Origin of the sequence: Prevotella sp. TF12-30 (assembly GCF_003436715.1) — a bacterium.
Lineage (GTDB): Bacteria > Bacteroidota > Bacteroidia > Bacteroidales > Bacteroidaceae > Prevotella > Prevotella copri_A.
This window is the reverse complement of record NZ_QSQJ01000014.1, coordinates 59147-80645: the sequence shown is the minus strand read 5'-3', so window position 1 is coordinate 80645 and position 21499 is coordinate 59147. Positions and strand designations below refer to the sequence as shown.

Annotated in this window: 17 protein-coding genes and 1 pseudogene; 14 read left to right on the top strand and 4 right to left on the bottom strand. The window is 42.1% G+C overall.

From position 1 onward, the window contains the following. Window positions 1-194 precede the first annotated feature (194 nt). Both DXD25_RS07430 and DXD25_RS07425 read right to left on the bottom strand, forming a co-directional pair. Window positions 195-488 (bottom strand): helix-turn-helix domain-containing protein, encoded by a 294-nt coding sequence (locus tag DXD25_RS07430; RefSeq protein WP_117662595.1) that lies wholly within the window; start codon window positions 486-488, stop codon window positions 195-197. Window positions 489-535: 47 nt separating this feature from the next. After that, window positions 536-817 carry a helix-turn-helix domain-containing protein gene (locus DXD25_RS07425; RefSeq protein ID WP_117662593.1) on the bottom strand — a complete coding sequence of 94 codons (282 nt, stop codon included), beginning with the start codon at window positions 815-817 and terminating at the stop codon, window positions 536-538. Between the two features lie 191 nt (window positions 818-1008). On the opposite strand from DXD25_RS07425, the gene DXD25_RS07420 reads away from it, so the two are divergent. The 14 genes and pseudogenes from DXD25_RS07420 (at window position 1009) to priA (ending at window position 17403) form a co-directional block, all read left to right on the top strand. Further along, entirely contained in the window at window positions 1009-2613 is a 1605-nt protein-coding gene (locus DXD25_RS07420; RefSeq protein WP_117662591.1) for a hypothetical protein, read from the top strand. A gap of 247 nt (window positions 2614-2860) precedes the next feature. Further along, window positions 2861-3412, top strand: a complete 552-nt coding sequence (locus DXD25_RS07415) for a hypothetical protein (protein WP_117662589.1) — start codon at window positions 2861-2863, stop codon at window positions 3410-3412. A 185-nt stretch (window positions 3413-3597) separates the two neighbouring features. Continuing rightward, complete coding sequence (locus DXD25_RS07410; protein ID WP_117662587.1) at window positions 3598-3813, top strand: hypothetical protein; 216 nt, start codon at window positions 3598-3600, stop codon at window positions 3811-3813. A 189-nt stretch (window positions 3814-4002) separates the two neighbouring features. Then, on the top strand, window positions 4003-5406 hold the full coding sequence (locus tag DXD25_RS07405; protein WP_117662585.1) for a hypothetical protein: 1404 nt from the start codon (window positions 4003-4005) through the stop codon (window positions 5404-5406). A 67-nt stretch (window positions 5407-5473) separates the two neighbouring features. Then, window positions 5474-6802: a DNA (cytosine-5-)-methyltransferase gene (gene dcm / locus DXD25_RS07400; RefSeq protein WP_117662583.1), complete on the top strand. Its 1329-nt coding sequence runs from the start codon at window positions 5474-5476 to the stop codon at window positions 6800-6802. Between the two features lie 227 nt (window positions 6803-7029). After that, window positions 7030-7659, top strand: a complete 630-nt coding sequence (locus tag DXD25_RS07395) for a DUF6088 family protein (protein WP_089543958.1) — start codon at window positions 7030-7032, stop codon at window positions 7657-7659. Continuing rightward, the gene (locus DXD25_RS07390) at window positions 7628-8644 is read left to right on the top strand and encodes a nucleotidyl transferase AbiEii/AbiGii toxin family protein (RefSeq protein WP_117662579.1); all 1017 of its coding nucleotides are present in this window, start codon (window positions 7628-7630) and stop codon (window positions 8642-8644) included. Before DXD25_RS07395 ends, DXD25_RS07390 begins: the two co-directional genes overlap by 32 nt. A 243-nt stretch (window positions 8645-8887) precedes the next feature. Continuing rightward, entirely contained in the window at window positions 8888-9823 is a 936-nt protein-coding gene (locus DXD25_RS07385) for a type IX secretion system membrane protein PorP/SprF (RefSeq protein ID WP_233522221.1), read from the top strand. A gap of 27 nt (window positions 9824-9850) precedes the next feature. Then, window positions 9851-11311, top strand: a complete 1461-nt coding sequence (locus DXD25_RS07380; protein ID WP_117662603.1) for an SUMF1/EgtB/PvdO family nonheme iron enzyme — start codon at window positions 9851-9853, stop codon at window positions 11309-11311. A gap of 5 nt (window positions 11312-11316) precedes the next feature. After that, window positions 11317-12042: a gliding motility protein GldL gene (gene gldL / locus DXD25_RS07375; RefSeq protein ID WP_117662575.1), complete on the top strand. Its 726-nt coding sequence runs from the start codon at window positions 11317-11319 to the stop codon at window positions 12040-12042. A gap of 189 nt (window positions 12043-12231) precedes the next feature. After that, a pseudogene (gene gldM, locus DXD25_RS07370) lies at window positions 12232-13128 on the top strand (gliding motility protein GldM); the annotation flags it as partial. A 32-nt stretch (window positions 13129-13160) separates the two neighbouring features. After that, complete coding sequence (gene gldN, locus DXD25_RS07365) at window positions 13161-14225, top strand: gliding motility protein GldN (protein ID WP_117662571.1); 1065 nt, start codon at window positions 13161-13163, stop codon at window positions 14223-14225. A gap of 96 nt (window positions 14226-14321) precedes the next feature. Continuing rightward, a complete protein-coding gene (locus DXD25_RS07360; protein ID WP_117662569.1) occupies window positions 14322-14957 on the top strand; it encodes a porin family protein in 636 nt (211 codons plus the stop codon). 172 nt (window positions 14958-15129) lie between these two features. Beyond that, window positions 15130-17403, top strand: a complete 2274-nt coding sequence (gene priA / locus DXD25_RS07355; protein ID WP_117662567.1) for a primosomal protein N' — start codon at window positions 15130-15132, stop codon at window positions 17401-17403. Window positions 17404-17486: 83 nt separating this feature from the next. On the opposite strand, the gene DXD25_RS07350 is transcribed toward priA, so the two are convergent. Continuing rightward, entirely contained in the window at window positions 17487-19040 is a 1554-nt protein-coding gene (locus tag DXD25_RS07350) for an OmpP1/FadL family transporter (protein WP_117662565.1), read from the bottom strand. 193 nt (window positions 19041-19233) lie between these two features. Then, on the bottom strand, window positions 19234-21351 hold the full coding sequence (locus tag DXD25_RS07345) for an HD family phosphohydrolase (protein ID WP_117662563.1): 2118 nt from the start codon (window positions 21349-21351) through the stop codon (window positions 19234-19236). Window positions 21352-21499 lie beyond the last annotated feature (148 nt).

The window sequence follows — 21499 nt, the reverse complement described above, 5'->3', positions numbered from 1 at the left end:
ACTTTTTATTGTAGCTTGACACAGTTTAGTTTACACTCTCGTGTGTCTGTAAATACGGTCAAGCGTTGTAAGAGCCTTCTGCAGTCATGACTTTTATAGATAAATATATATGATTCATATAAAGCTTTTTTTTATAAGACATTCTTTGAGGAATAACATCCTTAGAGAGTGTCTTTTTTCTTTTGTCTATGTATTTAGGTGAATGAGCCATAGTGAGTCTTTTCTAGAAAGTTTGAAACATCTTGTTGGCTATACCAATACTTATCTCCAATCTTGGAATAGGCGAGTAGTCCTTGCTCCCGATATTTTCGAATCAACTTTTCTTCTACTCCAAGCAATATCCGTAATTCTTTGTTCGTGTAGTATTGAGACTTTGGAACATAAGACTCTTTTAAAATTGAGACTTGTTGGGTTAGGTCTCGAACTTTAGACACCAATGATTCCCATTGTGTCTTTTCAATCAGTAACATTTCTTTCTTTTCTGTCATATTCTTCAATTTTTAGTTTCGTGTATCTCCTATTATAATAAGGTGTATTAATAAAATGCTTCACGTTTGTTTTTTGCCATGAATTCATCTATGTCTGTTTGGGTGTACCAATACTTATCACCACATTTGCTATAGGTCAGCAAACCATTATAGCGATATTTACGTAATAGCTTCTCGTTTATGCCAAGTACATCGCAGATTTCGTGGTTGGTGTATATGGTCAAACCTCTTTTTTCATTCATATCTCGAATTGCTTTTTCGTTTTCTTCCATGCTTGCCATCAGCTCATTGATAGTTTCATTATCTACTTTCTTATAATATTCTTTCATCTACTCAAAAATTAAATTTTGACTTGTATTTGAAGTAGGAGAGAATGTCTATTTTTAAATGATATTTTTGTAATTCTTCTAAGTATTACATTATTTTTAGAGCTGAAACTCAATTTCTAATACATTCTTTTGGTACTGCTTAAAAAAAGTATTATTTTTGCATACAAATTCAAATATTTAAAGGTATAGCAATGAATAATACATATACAGATGACATAAACGAGCAAGTAGTATTACTTGATCACCATATAGATATACCTAGCTATGTACGAAGGTTTGATGCTCTTCTGTCTTTTTTGAATATCAAGACAGAAGATGTTTCTATGTTATTTGCTGTGGGAAAGCCTGCATCAAAGGCTGTTACATTGGAACGGTATAAGATGTTTCTAAAACTGGATTTTAGAAACTTTGTTCATTCTTCATACGCTGAGTCTATTCGTTCTTCTTTATTTATGTGGAGTGATGTTAGGAACTATGCAAACTTAAAGAATGTAGGCGATGAGCCGATAGATGCAATTTTAGGTATTGTTGGGAGATGTTATAAAGATATAGTATCTCCACTTAATCCGGAAGATCGCCATCTGTTATATATGAGAGTTTGCGGTGCGCTTCGTAAGAAATGGAATAAAGAGAAAAACGAGTGGCTTGTACCTTTTTTCGGGTATAAAAATGATGCGTATATTAAAATAGGAGCATTGTGTCTTGAAGATGAAGATTTTCTCATAAACCTCATTTCTGTAATGCATGTACAGAAAGAAAAGTATCGTAAGGAGATTTATTCTGTGATGCTTTTGTTGATCTATGTGTATGAGCTTTCTGCCCATTCGGGTATCTGTAATGGAAAGCAGCTACAAGAGTGTGTTAATATGAGATTGGAGAATGATTGCTTTCAAAGTTTCACTCTCCTAGATGCAAATAATCCGCTTACAGCAGAAGAACTGGCGGTACTGAATGGACCTAGCTTGTCTGAAGAGGAAAGAAAGATAGTGATGAGTCATTTGAATAGATTTAAGAATCGGGTGAATGTAGATGCAGCACTTAGTTCTTATGTTACTCCTTATCATAAGCTTCGTTTGGATTTACTCACTCCACAACAATGTGTGGAAGTCTTCTTTAAAAAGCTTGATAGGTTGAAAGCTGATAATCCATATCCTGTAGATGCTTCTATTGAAGACATAGCGACTCCCAAATGCTACCTTGCTTTCTTGGCAGAGAATATTTATTCTGGAGAGCTTATTGATTGGGAAGAAAATAATTCTCTTGTAAATGGACTTATGTATCTCATCTACATTAAGCAAGGAAAGGATATTGTTTATATAGCTAAGGAAGTAACTGTCTTTAATTATATTATAGAACATATGGCAGATGCGATAGATGTTACTGATGATGAGACTTTACTGAATGAAACTGTAGAGAAAGCATTGAATTTCATAGATGTAATATTCGGTGAGGAATTTATAGGTAAGTCTAACTCTTCTGATAGTTTAAAGTCGAAGTTTAGAGTGATTCTGCGTGATAGCGAACTTCGAAAGAAAATAACTCAGATAAATCCCAATAAATTTAATGGTGGCTTTAACTTGGTACTCGTTTATAATGTTATAGGCTTATTTATGAATCAAGGATTGATTAAAGGAAAGTATTCCAAGATAGATAGTGAAATAGCAAACGCTAACGGACAGTTTAGTCTCAAAGGAAAATTGTTGGAGAGAAGATCGTATATTTCTTGTTGGAACATAGAAAATACTTCCGAATTGACGAGAAAAATAATAGACAAGATAATTTCGACATATCTGTGAAAAACTGGAAATTAAATTTCCAAAATCTATATCTGTAAGGGGATTTACGCATCGTAAATCCCCTTATTTTGTTTATAATCAAGTATTTATGCGATTTTCTGTTTTTGGAAATATTCGGGTAAATTCCCATATAGTTTAATTGCAGAAATATGCTAAAAAATAAATGTATCTTTGTAGTAGATTTAATTTTTGGGGGATAAAATAGCTTGTTTTTCCTCTTATGTTTAACCCTTTAAAATAAAAAGTTATGACAAAGGTATATTTGAGAAAGAAATTGGTAGTTCGTAAGAATGTTACAGTTTTGGTAGAGTGTAATGAAGATGTTCTTGACGATGTAGTTGTAAGATGTCGCAAACATTCAGGTGAGGTTAATGTTTACTTCAAAACAGGTGAGGGGCGAAAATTGCGTAAACTAAGAAAATTGACTCCAGAAGAGTCTGCTCAGTTAAAAGCCGAGACTTATGCTGAGAAGGAACCTGAGACGTCAACATCAACAAACACTACTCCTAATATTAATAAGGTGACAATCGTAGATGAAGAACCTAAACGCCAGATTTGTTGGAGAAAGTTTAGAACTGAGATAAGTAAGGTCGGTGGTCTTGATGTTTACATGAAGTCTTGTCGTGATAATACCACCATTGAAACAATTCTCTTAAAGTATCCAGACTTTCTGAGAGGTATCAAGCTCTATGAAGGGGGAAGTAAAGGCGTGTGGAAGCTTATTGTTCAAAAAAAGATAGAAACAGTCCGTAATATCTACGAAAGATACTTCATGGACATTAATCAATTCCTTCTCTAATAAAAAAAAGTTGGAGAAAAAATAAACTTTTATCATCGCTTTTATAATAAGCGATGATAATGAAAAATGGGATTTAAAATTTTATGATGTGAATCCTGTATCATTATAATATAATAATGTGTCCAGCAATGGAAGGGTGTAAGATGTCTCCTTTAAGTACATCTTAAAATTAAAACATTATAAAAATGGAAAATAATAAAATTATGTCTGTTGCTCTAATTTCAGACACGACAGGTGAAAGATTGGTATTTGAGTCAAGACGCAAGGCTGCAATCTTTTTAGGTGTAGGATACTCGTATTTAAAACAATACCTTAAGAAAGGACGCGGACATCTCGTGAAGAAAGGCTATTATGTCGAATTGTTGCCTCAAGAGCCAGTAAAAGAAAACGCTTTATTTTAAGCGAAGAGGTTAGAGGTGTCCCTCTAGTTGTACACCTTATTATATATATAGGTTTAAAATGACTTATATGGCAACGCCATCGATGCATATTCTTGATGGTGAAAAAATAAAGAGATTTAAGTAAAAGCGATTTTGGAGTAGGGTGCACACTCTCCTTAATTGCTTTGAAAAAGTCATAATGAGTTAATTATGAGAATAATAAAGGATAAATTACAGTGTTTAATACAGAATGAAGCTGCAGCAATAAAGGAAGAGTCTAGCACGATGAGACTTTCGTCAGACTCCATAGACAATGAAAAGGAGAATGTAACCAAGTATATGAACTACACAAATAGTTATTTCGCATATCTCCGTATCGGGCAGCAGAGTGGTGCTATCAGATTTTATCCAGATGCCGATACCGCTTATATCGCAACAATAAAAGAAGCAGATTCTCTGCTACAAAAAGGTGCTCTAGGTAGTCGAACATCATTTGTCATTTTAGATAGCAACCAAAATGTTATTTATGATGGTGAGCCTAAAAAGAATAGAAAAATGCATTTTGCAATCTATGACGGCAAGCATATTGAAAAAACGATTTCTATTACAGATATTTATAACACAAAAATAAAAGAAGAGAATAAAACTATGAAACAGATTAAGAATTTAACTAAGACAACAAGTGTGACAAACAATCAAGAGTCTCTTGACAAAAACAAGTATGCAAAAAGAATTAAAGCCAATGCCAAAGACTTTATAGCCAAAGGCATTCTTACTCCTGAAAGTGTCGATTTTCTATGTCTCTCGAAAGAGTCTGCTCATAAAATTGCAAGACTTGTTCAAGAGGCTGCCATTAATAATAAAGGTGCAGAGGACGCTAAATTCACGAAAGCGATTCAAGATGCCTCTTTAGGTATGGTGACCATTACCAAGAAACTCGCTTCTGGAAAAGCAACCGATGAAAAGCATTGTAGTATGCATGATGATTTGCTCTATTGTGTAGCACATTGCAAGTCATACGATTCTTTGCTTGACGGTTCAAAAGGATGGCGAAAGACACCAGGCAAACTTGATTACAATAAATTGGAAGATGCCATTGTCGATATGTACGAAAAAGGGCAAGACAAGTTGCTAAAACTGTCGCAGAAACCAAAGGCGAAAATCAAGGCAGATGCAGCTTTGCCAACTTTAGATAGCTCTGTAGTCTATGATGTTCCAAAAGAAAAAAGCAAACAGAACTCTATTGATGCCGTCGTTAAAGCAATCTCTTCTACAATAATGGTTTACATGACGTCTTCAGAAGATACACTCTTCTATTTGCAGATGAAAGGACTCTCTTTGGAGTCTGAAGTGAAGTTTCAAACAAACAATGCTATTTCTGCGAGCTTCAATGGTAAGTCTATCATCTTTAAAACACTCTCAGGAGTTTCAAAGGAGTTGAAAATCAAGACACGAACCGATATAGTTGCACAAAAAAGAGAAGTGCAGGCTATGCTGTCACAACTTATAGTGTGTGCAGCCTTATCGCCTAAGACCCGTGACTTGATAGCAGATGTTGTAAATTTTGATACCATTGAGAAGTTTGTAACCACCTCTTTTAATATAGCAGCATAATTACTAACCTAAAAGTCTGAAAACCAAAAGTGTTTTCAGACTTTTCCAAAATATAATACAAAGAAAAATGAATAAAAAGATTAAGATGTTTACCCTGTTTAGTGGGTATGATTCCCAAATGATGGGCTTGATAGATGCAGTCAAGAACTTTAAGGATCGCTTTAGTGTTGAACTTATTGGTTGGAGTGACATAAATTCATTAGTTCAACTTGTACATAACCTCGCATTCCCTGAATATGCGAATAGATGTTATCCTGATGTATCTAAAATAAACTGGAGTCAAGTTGAAGACTTTGACATCTTGTTCTATTCCAGTCCATGTCAAAATGCAAGTAGAGCAGGACGGCGTGAAGGTTTTGAGAAAGGTTCGGGTACAGAGTCTTCCTTGGTATGGGAGGTAGAAAGAGCGATTGCGTCAAAACGTCCGAAGTGGCTTATCCTTGAAAATGTTGAAGGCTATCTTGATCCAAGAAATGATGATGATTTTAAGAAATGGGCGAGAACAGTTGCGAGTTATGGTTATGTCAGCTACTACAAAGTGCTATGTGCCGCAGACTTTGGCATCCCGCAAAATAGAAAACGTCTCATTATGGTCTCCATGCGTATAGATAATGATGAAAAGACTAATTTCGAATGGCCTAAGACAAAGAAATTAAAGATAAAGCCAGAAGACTTACTTTCTGATGTTGTTGATGATAAATACTATCTGACAGTTGAAGAACAGAACACTTATATCGACATCATTCGTAATGCCAAGGATGGGTATGTTGCTTCCGTAAACAACAATATTGAGTATCCAAGTAAACTGCTTACCTCTCAATTAACAGAATGTATTTCACGCTTTATTTATCCTTTATGTTCAAATGGTACAATACAAACCTTGATGACTACTACCGGTGGAACTAGTTTGATAAATATGACCGGTTGTCGAAGAGAACGTTCTGCTTGTGTCATAGAAGTGTGGAGAGGTGATAAGCATATAGTTCCTGCAGTCTTAGAAAATGCGAAGCCTTCTAAGCAAACAGTAAAAGCACTAAGAGCATGTCCTAATAGAGATAAGTTTCTTTCAGTTGTTGATAGTCTCAAAGAAGGACAATATATGAGAATCAGAAGACTTACCCCAGAAGAATGTCTCAGATTTATGGGTGTTGAAGAGTTATATCTCAACAGAATCTTGCGACCATACGAGACTTTATCTAAAGAAGGTTACACAAAAGAACAAATAGCGAAACTTATGTTTATAAATGGTCGTCATCGTAAGACTTCTGACTATTCTCTATATTGGCGAGCCGGAAACTCCATTGTCGTGCAGGTCTTGTCCGCAGTCTTTACTGCAATAATCAAGCAGTATCCAGATTCATTCGGAGAATTTGCCTGTATGTCTCCTAAAGAGTGAAAAACTGCCACGAAAAAAGAGTATCAACGTCGATATTATGCCAGTCATAAGGAAGAACTACAACGCAAGAGCTGTGAGTACCACAGACAGCTAAGAGTGAATAAGAATAAGTGATTGTGGAAAATGTTTGCAAAGTTTTCCACATAAAAAAAGTTAATTTAATCAGTGGTATGTTACGCATATCGCTGATTTTTTGTATTTTTGCACCATTAAAGAAAGAAAACGATATGGCAGAAATAGCAAACCGTATATACGAGACAAGTGAAGGGCAGATTCTCTTCATATCAGACTTCTCGGACATCAATGATAATGAGAAGGTGGTAAGTCGTGCACTTTCTGTAGAAGAAAAAAAGGGAAATATAGTTCGATTAGCTAATGGGGTTTATCTTCGCCCTAAGAATACCCGATTTGGGATAGTCTATCCATCAATAGATGAAATGGTGATGGCTATAGCCCAGCGAGATAAGGTACAAATACAACCTTCAGGAGTTACAGCGCTCAACAAACTTGGACTCTCAACACAGGTGCCTACAAAATATACTTATCTGACATCGGGAAGTGGAAGAGTCTTGACTCTTGGAAATCGGACTATAGAGTTGAAGAGAAGTGTTCCTAAGAACTTTGCTTTTCAGACAGTGTTGGCAGCGCTTCTTGTACAAGCTCTTAGAACATTAGGACAAAAGAATGTAGGTAATCAAGAACTCTCTACCATTAGAAAATTGGTCAATGAAGAGGAACATAAAGACTTGTTTGTACAAGATCTTACTCTCATGCCAGTATGGATGAGAAAGCTGATAACTGATATTATAGATAAAAACGAGCATTATGACACTTTGGTTAAATCACACAATAGATGAACGAATGGCAATGTTGCAACGTGCGGAAGAGAAGTTTCGTATTAATCAGGTTGCAATTGAAAAGGACTGGTGGGTAACTGTGGTGCTCAACGCTCTTTTCAAATGTTCATGTGCAGATCAACTCATCTTTAAGGGAGGTACAAGTCTCAGTAAAGGATGGAATTTGATAGAAAGATTCAGTGAGGATATAGATTTATCTGTAAACCATGAATTCTTCGGTATAGAGAAGACGACAAAGAATCAGCGTGAAAAACTTCGCAAGAAGGCACGTAGGTATTTTCTTGATACAGTTTCTGCAGAGTTGGATGAAAATCTAAAGAAACTTGGTGTGGAAGGATACTATATAGAAAATGTAGTAGAGGAATTTGATGAGGATGGTAAGGCAAGTCCTGTTGCAAGTGATAAGGATCCATCTGTCATTCTCGTTCATTATGAGTCTATGCTTGGTCATACGATAGAGTATATTCCGCCAAGAGTAAAGATAGAGATTAGTTGCTTGTCTATGAACGAGCCTACGGAAGACCGTTTGATTTCATCATATATTGAGCAGACTTTCCCTGGAGAAGATGCGGCGGCTACAGCTACTATCAGGACAGTTGTACCTACACGAACATTCCTGGAGAAGGCATTCTTGCTATGTGAGGAGTTTCAGAAACAGACTCCTCGTTATGTCCGAATGTCTAGACATCTTTATGATCTTGAACGCTTGATGGATACAGAATTTGGCAAACAAGCCCTGCAGGATATGGACTTGTATGATCGTATTGTTAAGCATCGTTCCATATACTATGCTGTAGGGTATGTAGATTATTCTAAGTTGATGCCGAGTGAGATTGATTTCGTTCCTAGGCAAGAGTTGATGAAGGATTGGGAGGGTGATTATGCAGAGATGTGTAACCACTTTATCTATGGTCAGACTTTATCTTTCGAAAAACTTTTAGAGCGAATCAAGGAGTTGCAAGATAGGTTTAGAAAAGCCTTTTAGCGACTTTTACTCCTTAATAAAATGTTCACTATAAAAGTTGGAAGACTATAAGTGCTTGGTATTCAGCCCAAATATTCCTCTGGAATGACGACGAATATTAAAAGTCGATGATAGGGCTGTTCTCTACAAGGAGAACAGCCTTTTTCATCTTCTTTCTGTTCCTTTTCATCTCATATCTGCCCGGATGTTTCCTCAATCATCACCTTATATATAATATTCTGCGATAATTTACGTTATTACATTGTGTTAAGACGAATCATCATATTATGTTTTTTGCTGGCAGGCGTGCTCTGTACGAGAGCGCAGTATGATCCATCCTTCAGTCATTATTTCGACATGGAGTCATCCTTCAATCCTGCAGCAGTGGGTAAGCAGGCAAAACTGAATGTTACGGCTGCTTACGCTCTTGATATGGCAGGATTCGAACACAATCCCCGTACGATGTATCTGGCAGCAGATATGCCTTTCCTGCTTTTCAATCATCAGCAGGGTGTGGGCGTTTCGCTGATGAATGATCAGATTGGTCTCTTTACCCACCAGCGTCTTAGCCTGCAGTATGCCTATAGAAAGAAGATATGGGGAGGAAAGATGAGCTTCGGATTGCAGGGAGGTATGCTGAGTGAGAGTTTTGATGGCAGCAAGGTGGATGCTGGAGAATCGGGCGACCCTGCTTTTGCTACGACAAATGTAGAGGGAAGCGGTATGGATTTTGCTATGGGTCTCTATTTCATTCATCGTAATTGGTATGTGGGACTTTCAGGGCAGCATCTTACCTCTCCTACGATCAATCTGGGTGAATCAAATGAATTTAAGATTGATGCAACGTATTATTTGACTGGTGGATACAATATTCAACTGAGAAATCCGTTTTTATCTATAAAGTCATCTGCTCTTGTCAGGTATGATGGTACGGCGTGGCGAGGCGATGTTACCGGACGGCTGGTATATCAGCACGAGGGAAAGCATTTGTATGGTGGACTCACCTACAGTCCTGATCATTCCGTGACCTTTCTATTGGGAGGTACTTTTCATGGGGTAATGCTTGGGTACAGTTACGAGTGCTATACGTCGAAGTTGAATGCGGGCAATGGTAGCCATGAACTCTTCATAGGATACCAGACAGAGATCAGCTTTGCCAAAAAAGGAAAGAACAAACATCAAAGTGTTAGAATACTATAGTATATCATCAAGAATATGAATATTGAAATGAAGAAAATATTAGGGCTCTTCTGCTCACTTGTAGCACTGCTCTCCCTGAGTGGCTGTTTCAGTGCCAAATCTACTTCCATGGCAGGTAGAGGAGGAGAAGTTGTGGGCGTAAGCGGAAGAGGGTTCGTGGAGCCTACACCTTACGGAATGGTAAAGGTGAACCGTGGCTTCCTGAAGATGGGTCTTGAGACTCAGGATTCTCTATGGGGTACTAAAACTCCCCGTAAGGATGTTTCCGTAGATGGTTTCTGGATGGATGATACTGAGATTACGAACTCTGAGTACAAGCAGTTTGTTGCTTATGTACGCGATTCCATCCTTCGTACCCGTCTTGCCGATCCTGCCTATGCCGGTGATGAGACCTATATGATTACCGAAGACAAGAATGGCGACCCGGTTCCTCCGCAGGTTAACTGGAAGAAGCCTTTGCCAAGAAAGCCGAATGAGGATGAACTGCGTGCGATAGAAAGTCTCTACAATGTGAATCCGGTGACCGGTGAGAAGCTGATTGATTGGCGCCAGCTCAACTATAAGTATGAAATCTATGATTACACAGCAGCTGCCCTTCGCCGTAACCGAATCAATCCGCAGGAGCGCAGTCTGAATACAGATATCCAGATAAATCCTGATGAGGTAGTGATGATTTCAAAGGATACTGCTTATTATGATGATGAGGGTAGAGTGGTGAGAGAGACCATCAACCGCCCGTTGAGCGGTCCGTGGGATTTCCTCAATACTTATATCGTGAATATCTATCCGGATACAACTTGCTGGGTGAATGATTTCCGCAACTCAGATAATGAAACTTATCTGAGAAGCTATTTCAGTAATCCTGCCTACAACGATTATCCAGTTGTGGGTGTCACCTGGGAGCAGGCGAATGCCTTCTGTGCCTGGCGTACCGACTACCTTCTGAAAGGTTTGGGACCGGAGGCAAGATTCGTGCAGCGTTACCGTTTGCCAACAGAGGCAGAATGGGAGTTTGCTGCCAGAGGAAAGAATCAGAGTGAGTTCCCTTGGGACAATGCTGACGTAAAGAATGGAGATGGATGTTTCTATGCCAACTTCAAGCCAGATAGGGGTAACTATACCAAGGATGGTAACCTGATAACGAGTAAGGTGGGTATTTATTCACCCAACTCGAACGGGCTCTATGATATGGCTGGTAATGTGGCTGAATGGACCAGTACCGTTTATACCGAGGTAGGAGTGGATGCGATGAATGATCTGAATCCTGACCTGAAATACAATGCAGCCAAGGAAGATCCTTACCGGTTGAAGAAAAAGAGTGTAAGAGGGGGGGCCTGGAAAGACCCGGAATCTTTTATCCGCTCGGCATGGCGCTCTTGGGAATACCAGAACCAGCCACGCTCATATATCGGATTCCGCTGCGTAAGAAGTCTGGCTACCACATCAAGTGCCAAGCAGAAACCATCAAGAAATAAGAATAGGAGATAATCAAAATGGGTGACTATAGTAAATATAATATTGTCTATCGTCTGCAGAAGTGGATGGATAGTGTTCCGGGACAGACTTTCCTGAACTATGCATATAGTTGGGGTGCGAGTATCGTTATTGCAGGTACTCTCTTCACGTTGACGCATCTTCCCGGAGCCAAACTGATGATCTTCCTGGGAATGGGCACTGAGATTATCGTGTTCTTCCTGTCTGCTTTCGACCGTCCTTTCGATAAGACTGCTGATGGCAGAGAGCTTCCTACTCATGTGACGGAGGAATATCTGGAGACGGGTAAGGTAGAATACCAGGACAAGAATGTGGCTGCTTCTACCATAGGAGCATCTTCTTCTCCAATTGCTGGTGTTTCCAACCAGACTTCCCCAATAGTTCAGCCGGATGCCTTGGCAGAAATGCAGGTAGCTTCTGAGGAAATGCAGAAAGTGCAGAGCAGCTATGTGGATGAACTGAAGAATCTGGTAGATACCCTTGGCAAGGTTAATGAACAAAGCTCCCGTCTGACTCGTGACAGTGAGGAGATGGAAAACCTGAACCGCACGCTTACCGGTATTACCAAGGTTTATGAGATGCAGTTGAAAAGTGCCAGTCAGCAGATTGGTACCATCGACCAGATCAATGAACAGACCCGGAAGATGGCTCAGCAGATAGAACAACTGAACAGCATTTATGCACGTATGATTGCAGCGATGACCGCAAACTTAAAAGAAAAATAAATGGCAATAAAGAAAAGACCGATTTCACCACGCCAGAAGATGATCAATCTGATGTATGTCGTCTTGATGGCTATGTTGGCACTGAATACTCCTACTGAAGAGGAACTCGGTGTCAAGGGAAAGTCGTTGGTGGAGAAGGTGAAGAGAAGCTTGCAGGATGAACCGCGGGAGGGCGATGAGAAGAAGAAGGATGTGAAACTCGTGGAACTGAATGTGAGTGAGATGAATGCCTTCGTGATTCCTGAAAAGACGACCCTTTATGCGGGTGAGCGCTTCAACTCACAGGTGGTGATGGCGGCTATAGACAGTACCCAGCGCCCTGAAATCTATGTCAATGGCAGTCGGCTTCAGGCTGCTGATGGTAGATATAGCTTTACGGCTGGTGGGGTAGGAGAACATCAGTTTAATGGCTATATTCTGATGAAAGGCAAGGATGGTGAGGAAATCCGTCGTAACTTCAGTCAGAAATATACCGTATTGCCTGTTCCGAATTCTGCTACCGTGGCAGCCGACCTGATGAATGTGCTTTATGCAGGTTATGCCAATCCTATCAGTATCAGTGTGCCGGGTGTTCCGGCTAATGCCATCTCTGCCTCTATGAGTGGCGGCTCGTTCGTATCAAAAGGCAATGGTCATTTCGTGGCGACTCCATCTACCGTTGGCAGGGATGTTACCATTCATGTAACGGCAAGAGATAAGGGACAGGTTCGCTCGCTGCCGCCTTTTGTTTTCCATGTCAGAAAATTGCCAGATCCTACCGCTTATATCGCAATGGGAACAGACCGATTCAGAGGTGGCGGTTTGGCAAAGGCCAATCTGATGGGTGCCACGGGCATTCATGCAGCCATCGACGATGGACTTCTGGATATTCCTTTCAAGGTAGTAGGTTTCGAAACCGTCTTCTTCGACAATATGGGTAATGCCATTCCGCTGGCTTCTGCTGGAGCCAGTTTCTCGGCCAGACAGCGTGAGGAGTTCAGAAAGCTGTATCGCAACCGTCGTTTCTACATCTCTCATATCAGAGCTGTAGGTCCCGACGGCATCATGCGAACCCTGCCTTCGGCAATGGAAGTTATCGTAAAGTAATAACGGAGTTTCAAATTTAAAAATCAAAGTCAATGAAAAAGATATTGTTCTTGTTCCTGCTCTTGGGAATGGTGCAGGGCATCTGGGCACAACCTGAGGCCCGCAGGCAGGCTGCTGCACAGAAGAAAGCGGCGCAGCAGAATGGCGATACTCCAACCCTGCGTGCGCAGATCTCCTTTCCTACTGCTCTCCCGATGGATGAGGACGTGGTTTGGAGAAGAGATATCTACCGTGAACTGGATCTCAACAGCGAAGCCAATGCTGCGCTCTATTATCCAGTAGAGCCAAAGGGGAATCAGATGAATCTCTTTACCACCATCTTCAGGTTGATGATGACGGGAAAGATTACCGTATTCCAATACCGAATGGATGGTAATGAGAGTTTTGCCGCTGCCGACCGGGTGGATCCGAAGTCTTTCCTGGATAACTATCATATCTACTACGAGAAGCAGGCAAATGGTAGAATCAAGTTAGACAACAGCGATATCCCTTCGCGTGAGGTGAAATCGTATTATATCAAGGAGAGCAGTTTCTTCGACCAGCGTTCTGCTACCTTCCATACCAAGGTGTTGGCGCTTTGCCCTATCATGACCCGTGAGGATGATTTTGGAGATGGTGGAACCAAGTATCCCCTCTTTTGGGTGAAATATGATGATCTGGCTCCTTATCTTACCCGCCAGCAGGTGATGACTAGCAATTTGAACAATGCCGTGGTGATGAGCATTGATGATTACTTTGCCAGAAATCAATATAAGGGTAAGATTTACAAGACCAACAATCTGTTGGGACAAACCCTTTCTCAATACTGTACCACGGATTCTGCCATGGCAAAGGAGCAGAAACGCATCGAGTCAGAACTGGTTGCCTTTGAGAAGAATATCTGGGGTAATCAGGTACGAAAGGATTTACTGGACAGCATTGCCCATGCAGCAAAGGAGGTGAAGGGGAGTGTAAGGAAGAATCGCCGAAGCACAGGATTGCGTAGCGCATCTGCCAACACCGGCAAGGTTTCCCGTGTCAAGTCAAAGCAAGCTAAAAACAGAACCTCTTTTGCCAGCGGTTCGGCTAGAGTCACGGTGAGAAGAGAGCGCCATTAAGATGTTGAGGAGAGAGCGCCATTAAGTAAAAGAGATGTTGTTTTCAACATATAGTGTGAACATATTGAATTAGTAACAATTAAAAAAGGTAAGAAAATGAAGAAGATTTTATCACTTGTATTCATGGTAGCAGCAATGATGTATGCTACTAGCGCAAACGCTCAGATTAAGTTCGGTTTGAAGGGTGGTTTGAACGTGACAAGCATGTCTTTCAGCGAAGATGTATTTGATGCTTCCAACAAGACTGGTTTCTTTGTTGGTCCTATGGTGAAGGTTACTGTGCCTATCGTAGGCTTGAGCTTCGATGCTGCAGCTTTGTACGATCAGAAAGAGGCTGACGTTAAGTATGTAGGTACTAATGGTGACTTCGGTCAGGCGAACGTGAAGCAGCAGTCTATCAATATTCCTGTCAACGTACGTTATGGTTTTGGCTTGAGCAGCCTGGCTAACATTTTCCTCTTTGCTGGTCCACAGTGGGGTATCAACGTAGGCGACAAGAACTTTACATGGAATGAGACAAGCAGCTATTCTTTGAAGAAGTCAAACTTCAGCGTAAACGTAGGTGCTGGTGTAACCTTGCTGAACCATCTTCAGATATCAGCCAACTACAATATCGCTTGCGGCAAGTCGGCTGATGCTAGCTTCTCTAAGGCCCTTGATGCAGTTACAAATGCAGGAAAGGACAAGAGCCGTAACAACTCTTGGCAGATTGCACTCGGCTACTGGTTCTAAGCTACTGTAGCTTGTATCTATTCGAGTAGATACATTAAAATATATAAAAGCAGGTACCTGATGATGGGTATCTGCTTTTTTTTTGCTATCTTTGCAGAACGAATGTCTTGAAAGAACAGTTGGGTAGCTGTTTCATGCGATAAACATTCAGAAGAATTAGAAGATAGAAACAATGAGATATGTAGATGTGATATTGCCTCTTCCGCTCGACGGCACCTTTACTTATTCTGTCCCCGAAGGGATGGAAGAGAAAGTCGTGGCTGGTATGCGCGTGCTTGTTCCCTTAGGAAAAAGCAAGAAATATATTGCCATGGTAGCGGATGTACATTCCGAAAAGCCGGATTTCAACTGTAAGCCGATAGAGGCTGTTCTTGATTCCTATCCCTCTCTTCTTCCCCAGCAATATCGCCTTTGGCAATGGATCAGCGATTACTATATGTCACCTCTTGGCGATGTATATAATGCAGCCATGCCTGCCGGAATGAAATCTACAGAGAAATTCAAGCCCAAGATGGAACTCTATGTGGAGTTGGCTAGCAGTTATCGCAATGAACAGGCTCTGCACGTGGCGCTCAATATGGTGCAGCGTGCCCTGAAGCAATCGAAGACTTTGACCACCTTCCTGGCTCTTTCTCATTGGGATAGTCTGGAGGGAGATACGCCTAGAAAAGGTATCAAGAAGGTGACGAAGGAAGAGCTGATGAACGAGGCAAGATGCACGGCGGCTGTGGTCAAGGCGCTCATCGACAGAGGCATCCTCTTTACCTACGAGTTGGAAGTGGGTAGATTGAATACGGCTGGAGAATCGCATCTAGACCAGATCAAGCCCTTGTCTATGCCGCAGCAGGATGCTTACAATCAGATACTGATGCAGATGCTGAAGAAAAACGTAGTGCTCCTGCATGGTGTAACTTCCAGCGGAAAGACGGAAATCTATATCCATCTTATCAGAAAAGCCATCGAGGAACACAGGCAGGTGCTCTATCTGCTGCCCGAAATCGCCCTGACGGTTCAGATCATGGAGCGACTGCACAAAGTCTTTGGCGACCGGCTCGGTATCTATCATTCTAAATATAGTGATGCTGAGCGCGTGGAAATCTGGCAGAAACAACTCTCCGGGCATCCCTATGATGTGATTCTGGGAGCAAGAAGCGCAGTCTTTCTGCCTTTCCAGAAACTGGGACTTGTCATCATCGATGAAGAGCACGAGACCTCTTTCAAGCAGCAGGATCCGGCTCCACGCTATCATGCCCGCAGTGCAGCCATCGTGCTTGCCAACATGTATCCGGAGGCAAAGGTACTTCTGGGAACGGCTACGCCTTCGATGGAAAGCTATTACAATGCCCAGCAGGGTAAGTATGGATTGGTAGAACTGAAGACCCGATACAAGGATATCCAGTTGCCTGAGATACAGGTGGTGGATGTGAAAGACCTCCGCCATCGCAAGATGATGACGGGTGTTTATTCGCCTGTGCTCCTGGCGGCTGTAAAAGAAGCCCTGAAGAATGGAGAGCAGGCTATCCTCTTCCAGAACCGAAGGGGATTTGCACCGATGATAGAATGTAAGGTATGTGGATGGGTGCCGAAATGCAAGAACTGTGATGTTTCGCTTACCCTGCATAAGAGTATCAATCTCCTGACCTGCCATTATTGCGGTTATACTTATCCGGTTCCTACAGAATGTCCTAACTGTGGCAGTACTGAGTTGATGGGCAGGGGTATCGGAACAGAGCGCATCGAAGACCAGATTTCCGAAATCTTTCCCGAAGCCCGCATCGCCCGAATGGACTTAGATACAACCCGTACCCGAAATGCCTACGAGCGACTGATCTCCGATTTCTCTTTGGGAAAGACAAATCTTCTGATTGGTACGCAGATGATATCCAAGGGCTTGGATTTCGATAAAGTGAGTGTAGTAGGTATCTTGAATGCTGATTCAATGCTCAACTATCCTGATTTCCGTGCTTACGAGCATGCTTTCATGATGATGGCGCAGGTGAGTGGAAGAGCCGGAAGAAAGGGCAAACGGGGACTTGTGATTCTGCAGACCAAGAATCCGACACTGCCTATCATCAGTCAGGTAGTACACAATGACTATGATTCTCTTTTCAAGGGAATCCTGGAGGAGAGAAGAATGTTTCATTATCCGCCTTTCTTCCATCTTATCAATGTGTTCCTGAAGCACAAGCACGAAAAGATCTGCCAGCAGGCTAGTCTGGAATTGGGCAAGACGCTGAGAGGATGGTTTGGTGAACGCGTACTCGGACCGGATAAGCCGGCTGTAGCACGTGTAAAGACAATGAATATCCGCAAGATTGTCATCAAACTGGAGAATGGTATCGACCAGAAGAAGGTGCGCGAATATCTGAAGTATGCCCAGCAGATGATGGCGAAAGATCCGAGGTATGGAGCTTTGCAGATATATTATGATGTGGATCCTATGTAATGGAAAAGGCTATCCTGCATGATGCGGGATAGCCTTTATAATTGTAGTTATGTATTTTCTTTTGAAAAGAATGTGAATTCTTTTTAGAAATTGATGTCAAGACCAACGGCAAACACATTGTTGTTACGTGTGTAGTCTGAGTTGTAGTTGATGCTCTGGTTTGCACTGAGCTGAACTTTCTCTGAAGTCTTCTTGTGCTGGTAGAAGGTGTGGAAGTAAGCCACGTTCAGATCCATCTTCTTGTTGATGTGATAAACACCGCCGATAGCAGCAGAGTTAGAACCAACAACGAAAGACTTGTCGTCCATATACTCATCGCTCAAGCCATAGTTAGTGTTCTGCCAACCTGTACTCAAGGTAATTTTCTTGTTGACATCCACCTCAACACCTGCATTGTACTCCAAGGTACCACGGTCCAACTTCTCCTGACGATTGTTGTATGATGTAGCGTGCTTGTCATCAAACCAGTGGAAACCAACGTTTACACGTACGGCATTTACAGGGCTGTAACCTACACCGAGTGCCAGGTAAGCAGGAATATCGCCTGCAATCTTCTTGCCATCTGCGTATTCACCGATAGCCTCTTCGAGCTTAGCATCGAACTGAGTCTTCAACTGTCCCATAGCTCCCTGAATAACTGGGTTGCCGATGATAGCATCTGCAGCCTGCTCAGGTACGCCATTAACAATATAAGCATTGCGGAGGTTGTCTGGAAGGTTACCGATACTTGGAACCTGGTTTACAGACTTGTTCTTCAGGCGGATACGAGTCTTGAACTCATACTTGGCAGCGAAGTTCCACTTGCCAGTCTTGAAATCCACGCCGATGATAGGAGTGAAGCCCACACCGCTCTGGTCACAGCTCAACTCGATGTTAGCTGCTGTTTTCTTGGTAGGGTCGAGTACCATATAGAGAGGCATTGCGCCAACCTTGATGTTCTCTACATATCCATAATAGTTGGTAGAAGCATAGACACCACGTACGCCTGCGAATGCACTGAAGTTGTCGCTGAACTTATAAGCGGCACCCAGAGAGAGACCATAGTAGTACTGGCGACCATGCATATAACTGTTGTAGCTATACTTGCCTTCCTTACCGAAACTCTTGTCGCTAGTGAAAACAGCTGGTACACCATACTGTGCTGCAACCTGGTCTACAGCACCAGCCAACTGGCAAGCTGCCAAAGCTGTCTCAGCTACAATCTTCTCGAAAGAGCCCAGTCCATCGTCGAAAGTACACTTTCCACCGCCACCAGTGAGGGCGAAACCTGCCTGGAGTGACCATCTGCCTTTATTATAAGCATACTGGAAAGAAGGGATAACAGGTGCAAACGCCTTACCCTTGAACTCGCGTGGAGTAGTAGGATTGTTCACATTGTTGGTGAACAATGGATAATCATTTTCAATGCTACGTGTCTGGTAAGCCAACTGCCAGTTGATGGCAAGATGCTTTCCTTCACCCATGAATACAACGCCGGCTGGATTGTAGTAAACGCCGTCAATACCAATTGAAGCCTCACGGCTCATCATTCTGTTGAATGCAACGTGCTGATTGGTGTTAGTGAGCAAACCACCTGCCAAAGAAGGCGTTGCACAGGCCATCGCAATGGCTAAACTAACTAATTTTAGTTTCTTCATCTTAATAATATTAAATAAAAACGTCCGCAAAGGTAACTATAATGTTCTATTTTGCCTTAATGTCTGGATAAGATTTAATGTATATTAACGTAAATAGCCCAAGAATCTGCACAGACTTTAAGTTCTGTGCAGCTTCTTGGGCCATTTGAAAGCTTTTATAGTAAGTTTAGAAACCTTGAAAAGTGAGCTGTTTTCAAGGCTTTTGTGAGTCGGTTTCAGCTTGAGGAGCTTCTTCCTCCTTTTTCATGCTTTGATTCTCCTTCACATTCATGTGAGGATAGGAGATGCGGGTATGATAAATCGCCTTCAGACGATCGATAAGCACCAGCTTGGCAAGTGCAATGTCACGGAAGGTAATCGGGCATTCCTTGAAGAATCCATCTGCCACCTGTCCATCGATGAGCTTGTTTACCAGATTACTGATACTTTCTTCCGTATATTCATTCAGTGAGCGGGAAGCTGCTTCTACTGTATCCGCCATCATCAGGATAGCCTGCTCTCGGGTAAACGGATTGGGTCCCGGATATTGGAACAGTGACTTATCTACTATTTCCGTAGGATGGGCATTGCAATAGTTTACATAGAAGAATTTGGCAATACCTGAGCCGTGGTGAGTAGTGATGAAGTCCTTGATAATACCCGGCAAACCTACCTTTTCTGCCATCTTCAGTCCTTCTGTTACGTGACTGATGATGATCTGGGCACTTTCCAGATCACTCAGCTGGTCGTGTGGATTCACTCCTGCCTGGTTCTCCGTAAAGAATACCGGGTTTGTCATCTTGCCGATATCGTGATAGAGTGCTCCGGTACGTACCAGCAGACTGTTTGCCTCAATACGGTTGGCTATCTCCGCTGCCAGATTACCTACGGTGATGGAGTGCTGAAATGTACCAGGAGCAATCTCGCTCAGGTTGCGCAGCAGCCCCTTGTTGGTGTTGGACAACTCGAAGAGTGTGACATTAGAAGTGAAACCAAACGTCTTCTCGATGATGTACATCAGTGGATAGGCGAGCAGCAGGAAGATTCCATTGATGGTGGAATAGGTGTACATGCTGCGGTCGATATTGAACACCTGATTGTCTTGCATCAGCTGGAGGGCCACATATACCACAGTGGTACTGATGGCAACCAGGAGGGCAGTGAAGAATATCTGCGAGCGCTTGGATAATTCGCGCAGACTGTAAATCGCAACCAAGCCGGAAACCAGCTGCACGATGATGAATTCATATTGGTATTTCACAGCTGCCGCACAGATGAGAATCATCGTGGCATGCGTGATGAAAGCCGTTCGTGAATCCATAAAGACGCGCACAAAGATAGGTGCCATGGCAAATGGGATGATATATACGCTGAAGAAATTGTGCTTCATGATGAGTGACACAAAGATTGGGAACAGCGTAATCATCGCATAGAGCATGGTGATGCTGCGTGGCTTGTCGAAGTAGTCTTTGCGGAAGAGCGTGAGATAAAAGGTAAACATCATCACGAGAATCAGTACGAAGAGTGCCTGGCCGATGATGGTGGTGGTAAGCTCGTCCTCTGTAGAACTTCGGCGCTTCGTCTCCTTGTCGAAAGAGGTAAGCACTCGGTAAGTATAATCATTGATTACTTCGCCTCGGTCGATGATTTTCTGTCCGCTCATCACCATACCGCTTGCCAGCGGTATGCTGCTCAGCAAGTCTGTTCGTTCTGCCTCCGATCGTTCCTTATCATATATAAGGTTGGGTTCCACATAGTCGTTGAGATTGCAGCGGGAGAGAATCTGCCGCTGTGCTGATATTTTCTCATCAAAGAAGATGTGCTCATAGGCGGCAATGGTAGAGTAGAAGTTACCGATAGGAAAGCTCTTGGCGTTCTTGCCGCTGATGATGCGTATCATACTGGTAGAATCCTTGTAGATACGGTTATATTCAGGCGTGCTGACAATGCCCGTCTGATAAACCTGCTTCAGCTGGTTGGCTATGAGTTCCACGTATTCCTTCGGAAGTCCTGGAATGCCCTGGCTGAAGTCGTGGAGAAAACGCTTGATCTGTTCATTGCCGACATTGGTGTTCACGGTGTAATACGGCTGGAATTGCCGCAGCAGCGAATCCTGCTCGTGCTTGATGGCTTCGTCGGTCTTGTAGATCGGGAAGTCGAAGGTGGCAATCACTGAACCGTACATCCAAGGTTTTCCCACATCGTAACGGAACTGTCTGCCCTCATTGCGTGGCAAAAACCAGACAATGATGGCAACTGTAAAGATAACGAGAATGGTCTTGGTGATCAGGTTGCGCCAATAATTCTCCTCGAGATTGTTGAATATACTCATGTTTGTTACGCTTTATGGTTTGTGACGTTTTTGGGCTAAAAAGCTGCTCATTTTCTCAAATATTGAGCAAAAAATCAGCATTTCTCCCATTAATTCCTTTTTACAGTGCGAAAATACGAAAAAAAACTATTATAATCGCAAAAAAAAC